This is a genomic window from endosymbiont of Lamellibrachia barhami (assembly GCF_011947365.2).
Lineage (GTDB): Bacteria > Pseudomonadota > Gammaproteobacteria > Chromatiales > Chromatiaceae > QGON01.
The window spans coordinates 3,398,569-3,415,029 of sequence record NZ_JAAVSH020000001.1 but is presented as its reverse complement, the minus strand read 5'-3'; the positions used below and the strand labels follow the sequence as shown (position 1 = coordinate 3,415,029).

Below are 16,461 nucleotides of genomic sequence, written 5' to 3'. Positions count from 1 at the left end.
GATCGGAACTTCTATAGGTTTCTGAGAACAAGACTCACCCGCTCTCTTCCTTGATAACAGATGTTAAGAAGAAGCGCGTTGAGGTTCAAGACAATGAGGTCAATTATTTCCAATAAATCTATGCTCTATGCCACTATTTACTTTAGAATCGGGGATAGCTTTAAACAAGTCTCTGGACAATATCGACATTCACACTCATCGACTTAGCTGGGAATCTGCCATTGAACATCCTTTTTGCCTCCAGTGAAGCCACTCCGTTGATCAAAACCGGGGGCTTGGCGGACGTCGCCGGTAGTCTGCCTGCGGCGTTGCGAACATTTGGACACGATTGCCGGCTTGTGTTGCCTGCCTACCCACAGGCGGTGGAACACGCCGATGACCTGCAGCAGGTGGCAGAACTCGACATTCCGGGGTATCTGGGCAGGGTCCGCCTGCTCAGCGGGTTCAGTGGTCCACACGGCGTTCCTCTCTATCTGGTCGATGCACCGTTTTTCTTCGACCGTGAGGGTAACCCCTATCTCACACCCGAAGGTTATAACTGGGAAGATAATGCGAACCGCTTCGGGCTCTTCTGCAAGACAATCGTCGAGATTGGCCTCGATAACGCCGGGCTCGACTGGAAGCCAGACCTGGTACACGCCAACGACTGGCAAACGGGTCTGGTACCTGCTCTGCTATCGCGCCATACCGATCGCCCGGCTACGGTTTTCACCATTCATAACCTCGCCTATCAAGGACTGTTCGACCTTGAAACCTTCGACCAGCTGCATCTGCCTGCGGAGCTCTGGTCTCCGGAAGGGCTGGAATTTCACAGTCAACTCTCTTTCATCAAAGGCGGCATCGCCTTTGCTGACCGCATCACCACCGTCAGCCCCACCTATGCCGAGGAGGTACAGACCCCGGCATTTGGCTACGGACTGGAGGGGCTGTTGTTACATCGCAGTCACAATTTCAGCGGTATTTTGAATGGCATCGACTACCATGAATGGGATCCTGCAAGCGACCCCAATACGGTTGCCCCTTTTACCGCAGACAGTTTCGAAAAAAAGGCTGAAAACAAACTGGCGCTACAGCGGGAGTTCGGCCTGCCAGAGGACGAGCATATCCAGCTCTTTGGCTATATTGGCCGATTGGTCGAGCAGAAAGGGGTCGACCTGATTCTACAGATCCTGCCCGGCATCATGGATTCAGGTGCACAAGTGGTGCTGTTGGGCTCAGGTAACCCTGAGTTGGAACAGGCGCTAAAGAAAATCAGCAGCAAGTATCACAGCAGAGTCGGTGTATATATTGGCTATGACGAGGGGCTGGCTCATCGGATCGAGGCTGGCTGCGACTGTTTCCTGATGCCTTCGCGTTTTGAACCCTGCGGCCTCAACCAGATCTACAGTCTACGCTACGGCACTATACCCATCGTCCGCCGTACCGGCGGGCTGGCCGACACTGTGGTCGATGTCAACCCGCACACTCTCGCAGACGGATCCGCCACTGGGTTCCTGTTCGATAATGCCGATGGGGCCGGGCTATGGGAGGCTGTGGAGAGAGCCATCGACTTCTACCACCGCCCGGAGGTAGAGTGGTGCATACTCGCCACTACGGGAATGCGTCAGGATCTGAGTTGGGAGACCAGTGCGAAGCACTACCTGGATCTCTACCAGGATGCGATTACCTCGCCTTTCACCCCATCTGTTTAGCATTCAAAAAAAAGCCCCGGCCTGATGGCCGGGGCTTTTTCTTCGGGAACCGCTGAATCAGGCCGCCTGAACAGGTATGGAGTCTCCAGTTCTTTCCACCCTATTCTGCTCGTTCAGATAGACCAGAGTCGGCTTGAAGTCAGCTATTTCGGCCTCATCAATGCCTGAGTAGGCGCAGATGATCACCCTATCACCGGGTTCTGCCTTGTGTGCCGCCGCACCATTCACGGAGATCACTCGCGAGCCAGCCTCCGCCCGAATGGCATAGGTGGTAAAACGTTCGCCGTTGGCGACGTTGTAGATCTGGATCTGCTCGTACTCATGTATCCCGGCAAGTTCCAGCAACTCACTGTCAATGGCGCAGGAACCCTCATAATCCAACTCTGAGTGGGTTACACAGGCCCGATGTAATTTGCATTTAAGAACCGTCAACTGCATGAAAAGCAGACTCCATCACACGAAAGCCGCACATTATCCGCGATCTTCATGCTTCCATCAATGGCAAGAAAGCCGTCATGTTATCGATTAGCCTCGCTTTTCCCAGATAGGCAGCGGCTAAAATCACCAGATTCCGCTCGCCAGCCTCGGGAAAGCCCAAGTCCGCAGCCCTCCGCACAGTAAAATAGTCGGGCCGGAAACCCGCTGCCACAAGCCGCTTTTGCGCCCTGAACTCCAGCGAGTCATAGTCTCTTTCACCTGACATTAGGGCTTCGGAGGTCAATTTCAAGGTTTCATGCAGTACCGGCGCCTGTGACCGCTCCTGTGGTGTCAGATACCCATTGCGTGAACTGAGCGCCAGGCCGTCCTTCTCACGAACCGTTGGCACACCAATGACCTCCAGAGGAAAGCAGAGCTCAGCTGCCATCCGGCGCAGCACCATCAGCTGTTGGAAATCCTTCTCTCCGAACAGGGCCAGATCCGGCTGCACCATATTGAACAGCTTGCAGACCACAGTTGCCACGCCGACAAAATGGCCAGGACGACTGCTGCCGCAGAGGATATCCGACAGACCAGGCACCTCCACCCGGGTCTGCTCAGTTTTTCCTGGTGGATAGACCACCTCCACGGGAGGCGTAAAGAGCAGGTCAGCATCCACGCCTGAAAGTTTCTCCCGATCCGCCTCCAGAGTACGGGGATAGGAAGCAAAATCCCCCCCCTCTCCAAACTGCATCGGATTCACGAAGATACTGACTACGCAGCGGTCAGCCAGTTCCCTGGCCCGCCTGACCAGTTCCAGATGGCCGACATGCAGATTGCCCATCGTCGGCACAAAGGCAATACGTTCATTGCCGCTCCGCCAGGCGGCCACCTGCCGGCGCAGCGATTCGATAGTGGAAACGGACTCCATGGTTTCAGAAAAAACTCTCTTCAGGCCCCGGAAACTCACCTTGTCGGACGCTCTCGACAAAGGCCGACAAAGCTGCCTGGATGCTCTCTCTGCCCACCAAAAAGTCTTTCACGAAGCGCGGAGGATTGGGATTCATACCCAACATGTCGTAGATCACCAAGACCTGTCCGTCACAACCTGCACCGGCGCCGATCCCGATAACCGGCATGACGACCGCCTTGGCGATCTCTGTCGCCAGTACAACTGGGATGCACTCGAGTACCAGCATCTGCACGCCGGCATCCTGCAAAGCGAAGGCATCCTGCATGATCCGCTCCGCACCCTCCTTTTCACGTCCCTGCACCCGGTAACCACCGATCTTAAACACAGATTGGGGCAGTAACCCAAGATGGCCGCACACAGGAATACTGCGGGACGTCATCTGACGCACAGCCTCCAGCTGCGCACCGCCACCTTCCAGTTTAACCATCTGTGCTCCGCCTTCTTTCATCAGGCGTCCGGCGGTCTCCATCGCCTGATCGGGGGTGCGGTAGCTCATGAAAGGCATATCCGCCACCAGCAGCGCGCCCTGCCTGACCCGCGCAACATTACGGGTGTGATAGACCATCTCGTCGACAGTCACCGGCAGCGTACTCTCCTGCCCCTGCACCACCATACCCAATGAATCCCCCACCAGCAGAACCTCAGCACCAGCGTTTTCAATCAACCGGGTAAAACTGGCATCGTAGCTGGTGATACAGCTGATCTTACGACCAGCCTGTTTCATTTCCAGCAGATAATTGACGGTGATATTGGAGACAGACATGAATATCCTGTTGATAGTACAAATTAAATTGTGTGAGCGGCAAACCCGCCACGATTACTCAATAGATGGGCAAATCGAGATGGGACACAGCGCTTTCTACTGTCTCTTCACAGCAAACCGCTGGAAATCAAACCCAAAGAGCTAAAATAGCGGTTCAGCAAAACCAAATCGCCTTAATTTTATCACGCCCCGCTGTGAACCGTTCAAAACAGCAGAGGTGCGGGATTGAGGTAACGTTTACCCGAATCAGCTGTGCAGATATGTTCCACCAGCAACTGGAAGTCAGCTTCACTCTCAACCGGGTTGATCTCCGCCGCATTGATGATCAGCAGCGGTGAGCGGTCATAGTGGTAAAAAAAATCGGTGTAGGCGTCACACAGCCGCTGTAGGTAGGCGGGTTCCATGCTTGCTTCTTCCGGTCTCGCCCGTTGACGGATGCGCCGCATCAGTGTCTCAACCGGCGCCTGCAGATAGACCACCAGATCGGGCTTCGGTGCCGCCATGGCCAGCCGTTCATAGACCTGCTGGTAGAGCAGCAGCTCCTCGTGTTCAAGATTGACTTCGGCGAAGAGGCGATCCTTCTCCAACATAAAATCGGCAATCAAACGCTGCCGGAACATATCACCCTGCTGCAATTCGTTCCATTGACGACTGCGTTGAAAAAGAAAAAAGAGCTGGGCGGGAAATGCAGACTGCCTGCGATTCCGGTAGAAACGACCCAAAAAAGGATTCTCTTCGGCTTCTTCAAGCAGCGTTTCGCCGCCAAAGGCCTCAGCCAGACGTCGCACCAAGCTGGTCTTGCCCACACCGACAGGACCCTCGACCACCAAAAAACCCGGCGGAGAAAATGATTCAGGCGACCTTTTCGATACCATCACCTGAAATCCGTTCAAGCAGTCCGGAAAGCGGCCCGAACTGTGGGATATCCAGCCCTGGCGGTGCGATCTCCGCCAATGGATAGAGTACAAATGCGCGCTCCCCCAAACCGGTATGTGGCACGATCAGATGCGTGGTTTTGATCTGCTGATCGCCAAACAGCAGCAGATCCAAATCGAGGGTCCGCGGCCCCCAGCGTTCGCCGCGCCGTACCCGTCGATGCAGCCGTTCCAACCGCTGCAGTTCTTCCAGTAGCATCTCTGCCCCCAGGGAGGTCGTCACAGCGGCGACTGCATTGATGTAGTCCGGCTGATCCGGCGGCCCCATGGGCGCAGTCCGGTAGAGTGAGGAGCGGGCAGTGCAGTGAGTCTCCGGCAGATCCCCCAGTTCATCCAGCGCACGCCTCACCTGCTGTCGTGGTGATCCCAGATTACTGCCCAGCCCAATGTACGCAACAATCTGTGAACTTTCACTCATCCGATGATTTAGCCTTCCTGGGTCGGCGGCGACGACGGCGACCACTATGGCCCCGGCGTTCCTGTCCGGCCATCTGTCCCTGCTCCTGAGGATTTCCTTGCTGGAACTCTGTCCACCACTCCGCCAACTCCATCTCTGTCTCTCCAGCCTGGGCACGCAGCAGCAGAAAGTCATAAGCAGCACGAAATTTTGGGTGGGTGATGAGGCGTTGAGGACGTTTACCGCCACGACTAAGGAATTTCGGCTGCATCTGCCAGATGTCCCGCATTGGGTAGCTGATACGCTTCGGAATCAGCACTCTCTGAGCCTGCTCAGCCAAGACGTCCCTTCCCGCCTCCTGCAGCGCGGGTATCGGGGGCATGCCATCCGCCTCATACGCTGCCGCACGCAGACGTACCGGTTCCCACAGCAACACGGCGAAAAGGAAGGCCGGGGTTACCGGCTTTCCATCCCTGATCCTGCTGTCGGTGTTTTCCAATCCCCGGTTGACGAAGGTAATGGGAAAGTCGTGATCTTCGTGGCTCAAGGCCTCTTCGGTCGCGGGAAAAAGGTGGCCAAACATGTCGTAATGGCGCAGCTTTTCAAAAGTCTCCAGGGCAGCACCACCCAGGAACAGCTTCAATACCTCTTCAAATAACCGGGCAGCGGGCACATCATCCAGCAGGGAGACCATTGAACTCAGGGGCGATTCGCAGGAAGCGTCAATCTTAAATCCCAGCTTGCCGGCAAAACGAACCGCCCGCAACATGCGAACAGGATCCTCACGGTAACGCTGTTCCGGATCCCCCAGCAGCCTCAGCACGCCGTTATTCAGATCTGTCAGGCCATCCGCATAGTCCACAACCGAGAAATCCCCGATGTTGTAGTAGAGGGCATTGATGGTGAAATCACGCCGCTGGGCATCTTCCTCAATGGTGCCATAGACGTTATCCCGCAGGATCATGCCGTTCTCGACCTTGCGCGAATCATCTGCGCTCCCATCCCCCATGCTGCGGAAGGTAGCAACCTCGATGATCTCCCGGCCAAAAAAGACGTGCGCCAGACGAAAACGCCGGCCTATGAGGCGACAATTGCGAAAGACCTCCTTTACCTGTTCAGGCCGGGCGTCAGTCGCCACATCAAAGTCTTTGGGTTCACGCCCGAGCAGGAGGTCACGCACGCCCCCCCCTACCAGATAGGCCTCAAAACCGGAATTTCTCAGCCGATAGAGCACCTTGACAGCATTTTCGCTGATATTTGCCCGGGAGATATTGTGATCCGGGCGGGGAACAATGACTGGATCAAAGATGACGTTATGTCCCGTAGGCGCCTGATCAGACACCGTTTTTCGCTTGAACAGCTTCTGCTGAAGCCACTTTACCGTTCGATTCAACTAATACAGACCACAAAGAGATAAAAAAATATCACCAAACCATTGAGCCTGGCCATGAGGTCAGTATAATAGCGCCTTTCCGAGCAAACTGCTCCCTTCGTCTAGTGGTCTAGGACGCTGGCCTCTCACGCCGGTAACAGGGGTTCGAGTCCCCTAGGGAGTACCATCTTTAAAAACCGCACCGGGTTGCCGATGCGGTTTTTTTGTTCCTGATGTGTGCCACCCCCCCAAAGCATTGGAGGAGACGCCCTACTCCTTCGAGGCCTTGCTGCCCGGCGTACAGGCCAAGCCACGCAGATATGCTGCAAAATCCTCCCCCAGTTCCGGGTGATCAAGACCATATTCAACTGTGGCCTCCATGTAACCCAGCTTGCTGCCGCAATCGTATCGCTTGCCTTTGACCCGATAGGCCCGAACCTTTTCGAACTTCAACAGTTCAGCAATCGCATCGGTCAATTGAATCTCGCCACCCTGGCCTGTGCCTGTCTGCTCCAGCATGTCGAAAATTCGCGGAGTAAGGATATATCGTCCGACCACAGCCAGGTTTGACGGCGCATCTTTCGGATCGGGTTTTTCCACGATTGAGCTGATGATTGCGGTTTCACCGTCATCGTCGATTACTTCAACAATACCGTATTTATTGGTTTCGTCGGGCGGTACCTCTTCCACAAGAATCACACTGCACTGGTACTTGTCATAAACATCAATCATCTGGGCCATGGCGCCCCTGCCATCATCACCCTTGATCAGGTCATCCGCCAGGATTACCGCAAAAGGCTCATCTTTCACAACAGGTTTTGCACAAAGCACTGCATGGCCGAGTCCCTTTGCCTCTGCCTGCCGTAGATAGATACAGGAGACCTCCTCAGGGAGGACATTCTGAACAATCTGCAGCAGTTTCTTTTTGCCGGAAGACTCCAGCTCCACCTCAAGTTCATACGCCTTGTCAAAGTGGTCAGGGATCGCCCGTTTTGCTCGGCCTATGATAAAGACGAGGGATTCAATGCCAGCTGCCTCAGCCTCCTCGGCGCCATACTGAATCAACGGCTTATCAACAATGGGTAACATCTCCTTGGGAGATGCCTTGGTGGCTGGCAGAAAGCGGGTACCCAGGCCGGCGGCCGGAAAGACAGCCTTCAGAACTTTTTTATTCATCTTCTTCCCTTGTCACTCGTCATAACAATACAATTCCAGTAGCCATACTAAATAGTTCATAGGATAGGCGACATACACAAAAGAGGGTGTCGGCGGCATAGACGCCGCCGTCAAGCCTACAGGGATATATATTCGGCGTCCCTCATTTGGGGATGTCGGCTATCCAACGCTCTCCTTAGTATGATTCCAAATGGGTTTCAAGCAAAACCTGGCTAACAATTTATCCGGCTTTCAAGACAGACAAAATCTCGTTATTTATCGCATGCAGTGCCTGCAACGGATTAGCCGCGGCCGTTATCGGGCGCCCAACGACAAGATAACTTGATCCTGCATTGATCGCATCTGCAGGCGTCATCACCCGGCGCTGATCATCAGCCGTTGCGTCCAACGGTCTCACACCGGGCGTAACCAGCAGAAAATCGTTCCCAACCCTGCCTCGGATATCGGAGGCTTCCCGGGGAGAGCAGACAACCCCATCCATTCCGGATGAGAGGGAGAGATCCGCCAGGCGCAGGACATTTTCAGCGGGTTCACCATGATAGCCAACTTCAGCAATATCCTCTTTTGACAGACTCGTCAGAATTGTCACGGCCACCAAGAGTGGCCTTTCTGAGCGAACTGCCAACCTTTCCGCCGCTGCTTCCATCATGCGACGCCCCCCTGACGCATGAACATTCATCATCCAAACACCGAGGTCTGCTGCTGCACTGCAGGCAGCCGCAACAGTATTTGGAATGTCATGGAATTTAAGATCGAGAAAGATATCGAATCCCTTACCACTCAGTTGTTCGACAAAAGAGGGACCCAAACGAGTGAACATCTCTTTGCCCACCTTCAGCCTGCACATACAAGGATCAAGTTTTTCGACCAGTTCCAGTGCAGACGTTTCACCAGGAAAATCCAGGGCAACGATAACCCGAGAAGTATTGTCACTCATCTGTCCTACGGCCTCATGAAATTGATGTTGAATAAGCTACCAGCCACCTATTTTTCTCTGGACCCACAGCCCAATCCGCGAATCGGTTTCATGCTACTCCAGTTGTTGCAGCTGGGACACTGCCAATGCAGGGTTTTTGCAGAAAACCCGCACTGCTCACACTGATACGAGGGTTGGCGGGCCAGCATCGACGCAACCGCCTTATTGAGTGTTTCCATGCTCTCTCGTGGGTTGCTGCCACTATTCTGCAAGTTTAGAGTGACCAGCCGGTCAAGTCCTTTAAGATCAGGAAGCGTTTTTAGGTGTTGCAGGACAAAATCAACCGCTGATGAAACATCCTCTTCGGCGGTAATAATATCTGTCAACGCCAGCATTACAGCGGTATCGCGATGTCTGCTGTATAATTGTTTCAAATAATCCTTCAGTGCAGCTCTATCGCCAATCTTTCCATAACATTCAATCAAAGAGGGCACGATTTCAGTCAGATAGGCGGGATCCTGTACTTCCACCATTTTGTATATTTTGAGGGCCGATCGGCAATCATCCTTTGACTTCTCAATCTCCCCCAACAGGATAGTCGACCTGATGCATCCACTGTCTGCCGACTGAGCCTTCTTCAGCATTGCTATGGCAGAAACAGTATTGCCTTTTTTTATCAGCAGCTGAGCTTGTTCGCAGTAAAAGTGAGCAATTATAGGCTGAAGCGAGTGGCCATCACTCGCTTGCAACTGCTGCGCCACCTCTAAACATCGACCCCACTCTTTTTCCTGCTGGTAAATCACCAGAAGATTGGAGAGCGCCTGTTCACTATGAAGCTTTATTTCAGTCAACTCTACGAAAAGATTCTCAGCCCTATCGAACAGCCCTGCTCGCATATAGTCCTGGCCAAGTTCCAGCAAAGCCTGGGCTCTCTGCTCTCTTGTAAGGGTGGGTCGTGCGATCAGGTTTTGGTGGATGCGTATTGCCCGTTCCACCTCTCCCCGACGGCGAAACAGATTGCCTAATGCCAAATGCGTTTCTACCGTATCACTATCCACTTCCAGAAGTTTAACAAAGACATCAATAGCCTTGTCCGGCTGCTCATTCAGTAGAAAATTCAATCCTTTAAAATAGGCGGGAAAGACCTCCTGGCTACTGGTTTTATCCCGGCCAGACTCGCTCCGTCGAGCAGCAAACCAACCTGAAGCAGCCGCAACCGGTAGCAGCAAGAGCAAAAGCTCAAGCATACCTATTGGTCCTTAAGCGGGAGAGACCGGAGATTTTTTACCTCCTCATCCACCAGACGAGAACGTCTCCGCAAAATGGAGTTTTTTCGCTTCAGGCCTAACATGGTATTCAACCCTGACAGGATTCCAAGAAAAATACCTAAACCAAGCGCGCCCATCAAGATTACTGAAAGCGGCAATTCACGACTGCCAAAATAGTAGTTAAAAAGTACCGGCTCTGCATTGAGCACCGTAAAAGCTGCACCCACCATCATCGCAAAGATGAAAAAAAGCAGTTTTAGAAAACGCACAAAAATACTCCCGTTTGCTCTGCTGAGGCAATAGTGTTTCTACGGTTTTGTCCCCGCCTCAAATACTGTTGAATGGCTTTATGGGAACAGCCCTACGAGCGAAACCCTTGTGAGATCAACAAAACTTCAGGAAACCCGGCTTGGGCGAGAGAAAGCGATGCATGCTTTTTCAGTAGGTTCTGTTGGGCGATTTTCCGACTTCATCAAAACGCTAACGTGATATAAGCACCTACCCTGTTTCTACGGTAGCTTCCTCCATCAGTCGCAGTATCACGTTTTAAAAAGGAGTAGTCTGCACCACCCGTCAAATTCTGAGATAGACGGCGCTCAAGTCGCACGCCACCATAAAAATCATCAATTCTTGGTGCCTCTTCAAATGGTGCAGTCTGATGCCAAAAAGCACCAAATGTGGCAGTAGTTCTAGAACTTAATGTCCAATCCCAGACAACATCCCCGCCATAAATATGATCAACTGCACCCGTCACTTGATATTCACGCTTTGTATCGAATAGTGTAAACGTGATTTCTGATTTGCGTAAAGAATAAACAAGGTCGGCAGACATTCGTTTGTTGAGATAAACTTCGGTTGAAATAGACGGACGATCTATCCCATAGATAGGTCTCCCATTCTCATCGAATGTCGGGGTTCCCGCATCAACAAATGACCCAGTAGTAAAATCCTCGTCATACAAAGCAGAAACAGTAAACAGAGACCCTTCATGAGTAAGGACTACATTTGCAGTATTACCAAAATACCGCCTACCGAAAACAGCTTCCATACTGGTTCTCGTTGTCGGCGCCCACCCCAAACCTAGCCCCCAGACTTCACCCTCAGTCTTGGTACTGGCATCAGACAAACTATAGGTGTTTTTTTCATAGCCCAACTTGGCAATAGCAAACATCCTTTTGTAGAGCGGATATCTCAAGTCAGCCATTGCAATCTTGAATCTTGTGGTCGTTCCAATCTCTGGTTCGGCATCTCTGTCACTATAGGTCAAATTCCATCTGAGTTTTGTAAATCCTGTACCACTACCCAGCCCTGCATTGATAACCCTGTGATCAACATCGCTGGTTGTCGAATCCTTATAATTGACACGCCGTATGGTGTACATCAGGCGGCCCGCAGCAAAACTGCCAAACTGATGTACCAGGTAAGGTGAAATCGAGTTCGTGAAAATATCAGTGACATCGTCAGTAATCGCAATATTTTCCGGGTCGCGGACACCGGATGAAAAAATCGGCACTTGCGTAAAATCTGAAGTCGCTTCAACAAAAAACAGATCTTCAACAACTGTAAGATCTGCTCTCAACCCTAACGCATGTTGGGTTTTATTCGACTCGCTATGATCATAATATCGGATGTGCTGCAGACGATAGTCGAGATCAAGATCCAATCTGTTTCCATCAGCTAAAATATGAATTCCCGGCAATATTTCCGTAATAAAGTCGTTTTCCGCCAGATCATCACTCTCAAGCGTTACATTATCCGTATATGAACCCTTTAGAGTGGCAACAGGCTCAATATGCCAAGATACCGCCAAGGCATTGGAATATATTAAACAAAACAGAGAAAAAACGAATATCCGATTAATAGACATTTTCCCTCTTCCATAGATTATTTCTTTCAAAAAAACAGATTCAACCATAGTAACTACCGTAATACTTATGGCCGGACTTCACTCTGCTTTTGTTCAAAACAAGACCAATCACTTTGTTTGGATCAAGCTGTGCAATCGATTCGTTAACAGCATCAACAGGCGTCTTGCCCGCTTCGACAACCATCACTATCTGTCCCATTCGATAAGTAAGAACACCAGCTTCAGTTGTTGCCAGCATAGGGGGAGCATCAAATAAAACGATACGATCAGGGTACCTTTCAGCCAGTTCTGTCAAAATCTTCTCCATGCTTTCGCTGGCTAACAGCTCAGTAGAGTTCTGATGTCGTCTTCCGGCAGGGAGAATTTTCAGTTTTGGCACTTGTGTACTCTGAATCACGTCGCCAAGATCCATAGTCGGGTCTTCCAGGACGTCAATCAATCCCGGCTTATCTTCCATTCCCAGTAACTTGCTGAGAGATGACTTTAGGACATCGCCATCAACGAGCAGGATAGTGGAGTCAAGTTCAGTGGCAATACTGACGCCAAGATTAATCGCCGTGTAGGTTTTACCTTCGCCAGGAAAAGAGCTTGTAACCAGAACCAAGTTACCGCGCTCAACTGGTGCGGCGCCCTTACCAAAAGCATTCATCAACAGGGGCCGTTTGATTATGCGATATTCCTCGGACAGCCTCTGTTGATCGCTATTAGGTACCAAATAACCTGCCTTACCCAAGGTTTCGAAATCGATTTCACAGATCTCTTTTTCAGGTAATTCATGTGCAGCAACAATAGCATCAGAATCAATCGGATTAGCGGTAGACACATCCTGATTGACAGCCACTACACCCTTGCCGTCCTCAGTTTTCTCTCCGGTTATTGATTTGGATTCAGCATCGACGTTATCAGACTCAACCAACGCCTCATCTGCAGCAGCAATCTGCTCCGTCCCGCCACTCTGATCGCGAGATCGCTCCTTGTTCAGCCGATCTATCGCTTTTTCGATACTACTTACCATTACGTACCTCAGTCACTCTGCATCATCCAGCCGATCATTATAAACGCTGAAAATGTTGTACCTAACCAGTGGACTTCGACTGACATGCCACAAAACCACGAAGTGGAACATGTCAGAACCAAGTTTCAGGAATAATCAAAACGTCCCCTGGAACCACCTTAACATTTGCGGAGATGTCGCCATCTCTGATCAGGTCATCAAGGCGAACCCGGTACTGCTCTGTTTTTCCACCGACATTGCGAACGATAATCGATTTGTTGCCAGCAGCGAATTCTGTCAAACCACCCACCGCAATAATGACATCCAGCAAAGTCATATTTTCCCGATAAGGGAGTGCGCGAGGCGTGGAAGCCTGTCCAACAACCCTTATCTGTTCTGAGTACTGTCCGACAGTTGTTGTAAGACTGACGGTGACTTTAGGGCTTTTTATGAGCTTGGATAATTCCGCTTCCATTTCACGGGCCAAGTCTGTCGGAGCTTTTCCCGATGCCTGGACATCCTCTACAAGAGGCGTTGAGATATAGCCATCGGGTCGAACAATAACATCCGCTGATAGCTCCGGATTACCCCAAACAAAAACACTGAGCGCATCCCCTGGCCCAATCAGATAGACCGGAGTCGCGGCTGTTTGCACCGCCGAGCCAGCAACTTCGATGGACTTCATTTTCATTGATGGGCTTGAACAACCCGTTCCTAAAGTAACCAGGAACATCAGAGCAAAAAAACATGTCTTGCGGAAAAATGTTGGAAAATATACTTGCATTTCTATCTCCAGATTATTCAATGCGTGTGCAGTCATACTACCGTTTATTCAATTCTTTTCTGAGAGCCATTACTCCTTCCATATCCTCAAACTCCCTGTCGCTCTCAAAGGCATGGGCAAGCGCCCTTTTCGCCTGCTCTTTCAGCCCCTTTCTATGCAGAGTTACTGCATAGTGATACAAGACGTTGGGATCATCCGATGAAACTGCCACTCTGCTCAAAATCTCAGAACCTCTCTCCATATCACCGCTTTGAACCAGCATCCAACCATAAGTATCAGCGATGGCAGTACTCGTGCGCGCTTTTTTATACGCCCTTTCCGCGTAAGAAATCGCCAGTTCCTGGTTGTTTTCAAAAAGTATCAGCGCCATGTTATTTAGTGCGATTACATTCCCGGAATTGTTGTCAAGAACACTCTGGTAAAGTTTAACCGCCTCATCAATCCTGTCCATTTTCTGGTAGGTGGATGCAAGTGCCAAAGTCCCCTTCAAGTCGTCAGGATTATTCTTCACCCATTTCGCCATAACTTCCACTGACTTATCTTTTTTACCATCAAGATAGTATGCCTTGGAAAGCTTATCCGACAGTGTAAACGATTGATATTTTGCCAGCCCCTCATTCAATAGCACCTGAGCTTTTGCGTAATTTCTCGATTGAACGTAGACATCACTCAAGAGAACATAACCCCACTGCTCCGTTTTTTTATTCTCCTTGACCATCATCGCCAGTCGTTCGGCCTCAGGATAATTTTTCTCTTTCGTTTCAATAGAGATAAACAGAATTGTTGTACGTAAATGGTTTGGGTTGATTTCCAGCGCTTTTTTCAGCGTGCGTTTTGCACTGGAAAGTCGACCATGTTTCGACTCTGCGGTGGCGAGTGCGATGTAGCCTGCAATCGACTGAGGCTGTTGACGAACATATCTTTCAAAATAATCAATCGCCTTGCTGAAACGTCCTATCTGCATCTCCGCATTTCCCATCAATAGAAGGAAAGTCACGTCGGTTGGCTTTATCGCCTCAACCTCCTTCAACACTTCCAATGCCTCATCGGTTTTACCCGTTTTCAGGTAATATCTGGCCAAAACAAACCTTGGGACCAAGGCTGAAGCATTTGCCTTCCTAGCCTGCTCGATCCAGGAGAGTGCTTGCTTCCTATCCTGTCTACGCTCGGAAATTTGTGAAAGTCCAAGCATCGCATTCACGTTATTAGGGTCCAATGCAAGAATCTGATTCAGTCTGTCGTCCGATTCAGTTAACTTTCCATCCTCCAAATCAAGTTTTGAAAGCGCAAACAGAGCGGGCAGATAGTCTTTCTTGATCTTCAAGGCATTTCTAAACAGCGTACGTGCATTGGCCCTCTCTCCACTCATAGTCTGAATTCCGCCTTTTAGCGTCATCAGCATCGGGCTTTCAGGATTAGCTGACAGCAGTTCATCCGTCAGTTTTACTGCCTGTGAAAACTCCTGTTTTCTCAAATAAGCGTAAATAAGTAGAAGGCGGTTACTATCAGACGAATTAGTGTCAGAAAGCCCCTCCAGCTCTTCAATGGCCTGATCAATCGCACCTTTCCTCAAATAGGCTTTTGCAAGTTCTTCTCTGATGCCAGTACTTTCAGGTCTGACTGACGCAGCTTTTCTCAGATAGTGGGTACCTAATGCATCCTGTCCTGACTGACTCGCAGCATTGCCAATCATGGTCAAAAGTTCTACATCCTTGGTATCGTCATTAACGATGGGAGCTAGAATTTCGACCGCATCACCGGGCCTGTTCAAGCGTAAACGTGTCTCACCCAACAACTTCCTCGCCTGAATGTGTGTCGGTACTTCATTGACATACCTTGTAAGGAAGTCATTCGCCTGTTCATAGTTTCGCCTGGCAAAATGCACTGAACCCAGGAGCAGATGAGTAGGCACATGGCCCGGCATTACTTTGATTACGTGATGTAGATCTATTTCAGCCAGATCATATTTTCCCGCCATAAAGTAGCGCAGTGCTGACAAATAGGAGACAAAGGGATTTTCAGGTATGATTTTCCTGATAATTTCGATATTTGCAGAAGCTTTATCAATCTTCTTCTGTGCCAGCAACGTCTGAATCAAAGAAATACGCAGTACAAACTTACGCTGAGAAAATATTTCCTGTTCAAGTCCAGCCAGTGCACTTTCAAAGCTCTCTTCCGCAAGAGGGAATTTTTGCAGCTTGAAATACGCTAATCCTTTGATGGTCCATGCATCGACATTGTTCTTTTCAACTTGAAGTGCTTCGTCACTTGCTTCTATAGCTTTTTCATAATCCTTTTCAACAAGGTAGATTCGTCCTATCCCTGAGTAAGCCTTCGCATAGGCGCCCTCTCGTGCAAGAACAGCATGGTATAAGTCCAATGCCTTCTCTTTCTTGTTATTCCCGGCAAACGCCTGGGCACGCAAGATCTGTACTTCACTCAGGTCCGCAGCTTGAATCCCCTCTTCTTTTATTTCATCGAGGATCCGATCATAGAGCCGCTGCTGTAGCAAAGCCTCTCCCTTTATCAGGTAGAGGTCTTTCTCCTGTATGCCCAGTTGTTTTGCCCGAATCAACTCTTTCTCTGCCGACGCACCATCCCTGACCTTAAGATAAACTTTTGCCAACTGCAGTCTTGCATCACCGTTGTCTGGATTGATCTGTAGAGCATTTTTCAACTCAATAACAGCCTTTTGGTACTGCTTCCCTTCCGTATGAGACCGCGCGCTCTCCAGATAGGCAAGTTCATCGTCCTTTCCGCTACAACCACTCAATACTATCGCCACTGCAACAGACGCCATCAGCGTCATTTTGAGAAATCGCTTTTTATTGATATGCATCTCTTTCATTCCATGCCCAGTATTTTATAAATCAATCGTGTTTATATTGCGGTTCTGGATAGTTGTAAG

Annotated in this window: 15 protein-coding genes and 1 tRNA gene; 2 read left to right on the top strand and 14 right to left on the bottom strand. The window is 50.4% G+C overall.

The annotated features are described in order from the left end of the window. The first annotated feature begins 221 nt into the window (after nt 1–221). Nucleotides 222–1,691, top strand: coding sequence for a glycogen synthase GlgA (gene glgA, locus G9Q73_RS15720; protein ID WP_246345309.1), 1,470 nt, complete (start codon nt 222–224; stop codon nt 1,689–1,691). Between the two features lie 57 nt (nt 1,692–1,748). Here the strand turns inward: glgA and panD are convergent, their stop codons facing one another. The 6 genes from panD to pcnB all read right to left on the bottom strand — a co-directional run bounded on the left by panD (nt 1,749) and on the right by pcnB (nt 6,518). Then, complete coding sequence (gene panD, locus G9Q73_RS15715) at nt 1,749–2,129, bottom strand: aspartate 1-decarboxylase (RefSeq protein ID WP_177420614.1); 381 nt, start codon at nt 2,127–2,129, stop codon at nt 1,749–1,751. 46 nt (nt 2,130–2,175) lie between these two features. Beyond that, complete coding sequence (gene panC, locus G9Q73_RS15710; protein ID WP_177420613.1) at nt 2,176–3,039, bottom strand: pantoate--beta-alanine ligase; 864 nt, start codon at nt 3,037–3,039, stop codon at nt 2,176–2,178. Nucleotides 3,040–3,043: 4 nt separating this feature from the next. After that, nucleotides 3,044–3,844, bottom strand: a complete 801-nt coding sequence (gene panB, locus G9Q73_RS15705) for a 3-methyl-2-oxobutanoate hydroxymethyltransferase (protein WP_177420612.1) — start codon at nt 3,842–3,844, stop codon at nt 3,044–3,046. Nucleotides 3,845–4,047: 203 nt separating this feature from the next. Next, on the bottom strand, nt 4,048–4,719 hold the full coding sequence (locus G9Q73_RS15700; RefSeq protein WP_177420611.1) for a deoxynucleoside kinase: 672 nt from the start codon (nt 4,717–4,719) through the stop codon (nt 4,048–4,050). Further along, a complete protein-coding gene (gene folK, locus G9Q73_RS15695; RefSeq protein ID WP_177420610.1) occupies nt 4,697–5,197 on the bottom strand; it encodes a 2-amino-4-hydroxy-6-hydroxymethyldihydropteridine diphosphokinase in 501 nt (166 codons plus the stop codon). Before folK ends, G9Q73_RS15700 begins: the two co-directional genes overlap by 23 nt. Further along, nucleotides 5,190–6,518, bottom strand: a complete 1,329-nt coding sequence (gene pcnB, locus G9Q73_RS15690; protein ID WP_439654717.1) for a polynucleotide adenylyltransferase PcnB — start codon at nt 6,516–6,518, stop codon at nt 5,190–5,192. Before pcnB ends, folK begins: the two co-directional genes overlap by 8 nt. Nucleotides 6,519–6,659: 141 nt before the next feature. Here pcnB and G9Q73_RS15685 point away from each other — a divergent pair. Further along, a tRNA-Glu gene (locus G9Q73_RS15685) sits at nt 6,660–6,735 on the top strand. Between the two features lie 83 nt (nt 6,736–6,818). On the opposite strand, the gene galU is transcribed toward G9Q73_RS15685, so the two are convergent. The 8 genes from galU to prsT all read right to left on the bottom strand — a co-directional run bounded on the left by galU (nt 6,819) and on the right by prsT (nt 16,392). Next, complete coding sequence (gene galU / locus G9Q73_RS15680) at nt 6,819–7,724, bottom strand: UTP--glucose-1-phosphate uridylyltransferase GalU (RefSeq protein WP_177420609.1); 906 nt, start codon at nt 7,722–7,724, stop codon at nt 6,819–6,821. Between the two features lie 220 nt (nt 7,725–7,944). Then, nucleotides 7,945–8,661 (bottom strand): orotidine-5'-phosphate decarboxylase, encoded by a 717-nt coding sequence (gene pyrF, locus G9Q73_RS15675; protein ID WP_177420608.1) that lies wholly within the window; start codon nt 8,659–8,661, stop codon nt 7,945–7,947. 47 nt (nt 8,662–8,708) lie between these two features. Further along, entirely contained in the window at nt 8,709–9,887 is a 1,179-nt protein-coding gene (lapB, locus tag G9Q73_RS15670) for a lipopolysaccharide assembly protein LapB (RefSeq protein WP_177420607.1), read from the bottom strand. Between the two features lie 2 nt (nt 9,888–9,889). Continuing rightward, nucleotides 9,890–10,177: a LapA family protein gene (locus G9Q73_RS15665; RefSeq protein ID WP_177420606.1), complete on the bottom strand. Its 288-nt coding sequence runs from the start codon at nt 10,175–10,177 to the stop codon at nt 9,890–9,892. Between the two features lie 203 nt (nt 10,178–10,380). After that, nucleotides 10,381–11,823, bottom strand: a complete 1,443-nt coding sequence (locus tag G9Q73_RS15660; RefSeq protein ID WP_177420605.1) for a TIGR03016 family PEP-CTERM system-associated outer membrane protein — start codon at nt 11,821–11,823, stop codon at nt 10,381–10,383. Then, nucleotides 11,816–12,790, bottom strand: a complete 975-nt coding sequence (locus G9Q73_RS15655) for an XrtA-associated tyrosine autokinase (protein ID WP_177420604.1) — start codon at nt 12,788–12,790, stop codon at nt 11,816–11,818. Before G9Q73_RS15655 ends, G9Q73_RS15660 begins: the two co-directional genes overlap by 8 nt. Nucleotides 12,791–12,902: 112 nt before the next feature. Next, nucleotides 12,903–13,460, bottom strand: coding sequence for an XrtA/PEP-CTERM system exopolysaccharide export protein (locus G9Q73_RS15650; RefSeq protein WP_246345762.1), 558 nt, complete (start codon nt 13,458–13,460; stop codon nt 12,903–12,905). 130 nt (nt 13,461–13,590) lie between these two features. Next, the gene (gene prsT, locus G9Q73_RS15645) at nt 13,591–16,392 is read right to left on the bottom strand and encodes an XrtA/PEP-CTERM system TPR-repeat protein PrsT (RefSeq protein WP_177420603.1); all 2,802 of its coding nucleotides are present in this window, start codon (nt 16,390–16,392) and stop codon (nt 13,591–13,593) included. Nucleotides 16,393–16,461: the final 69 nt, after the last annotated feature.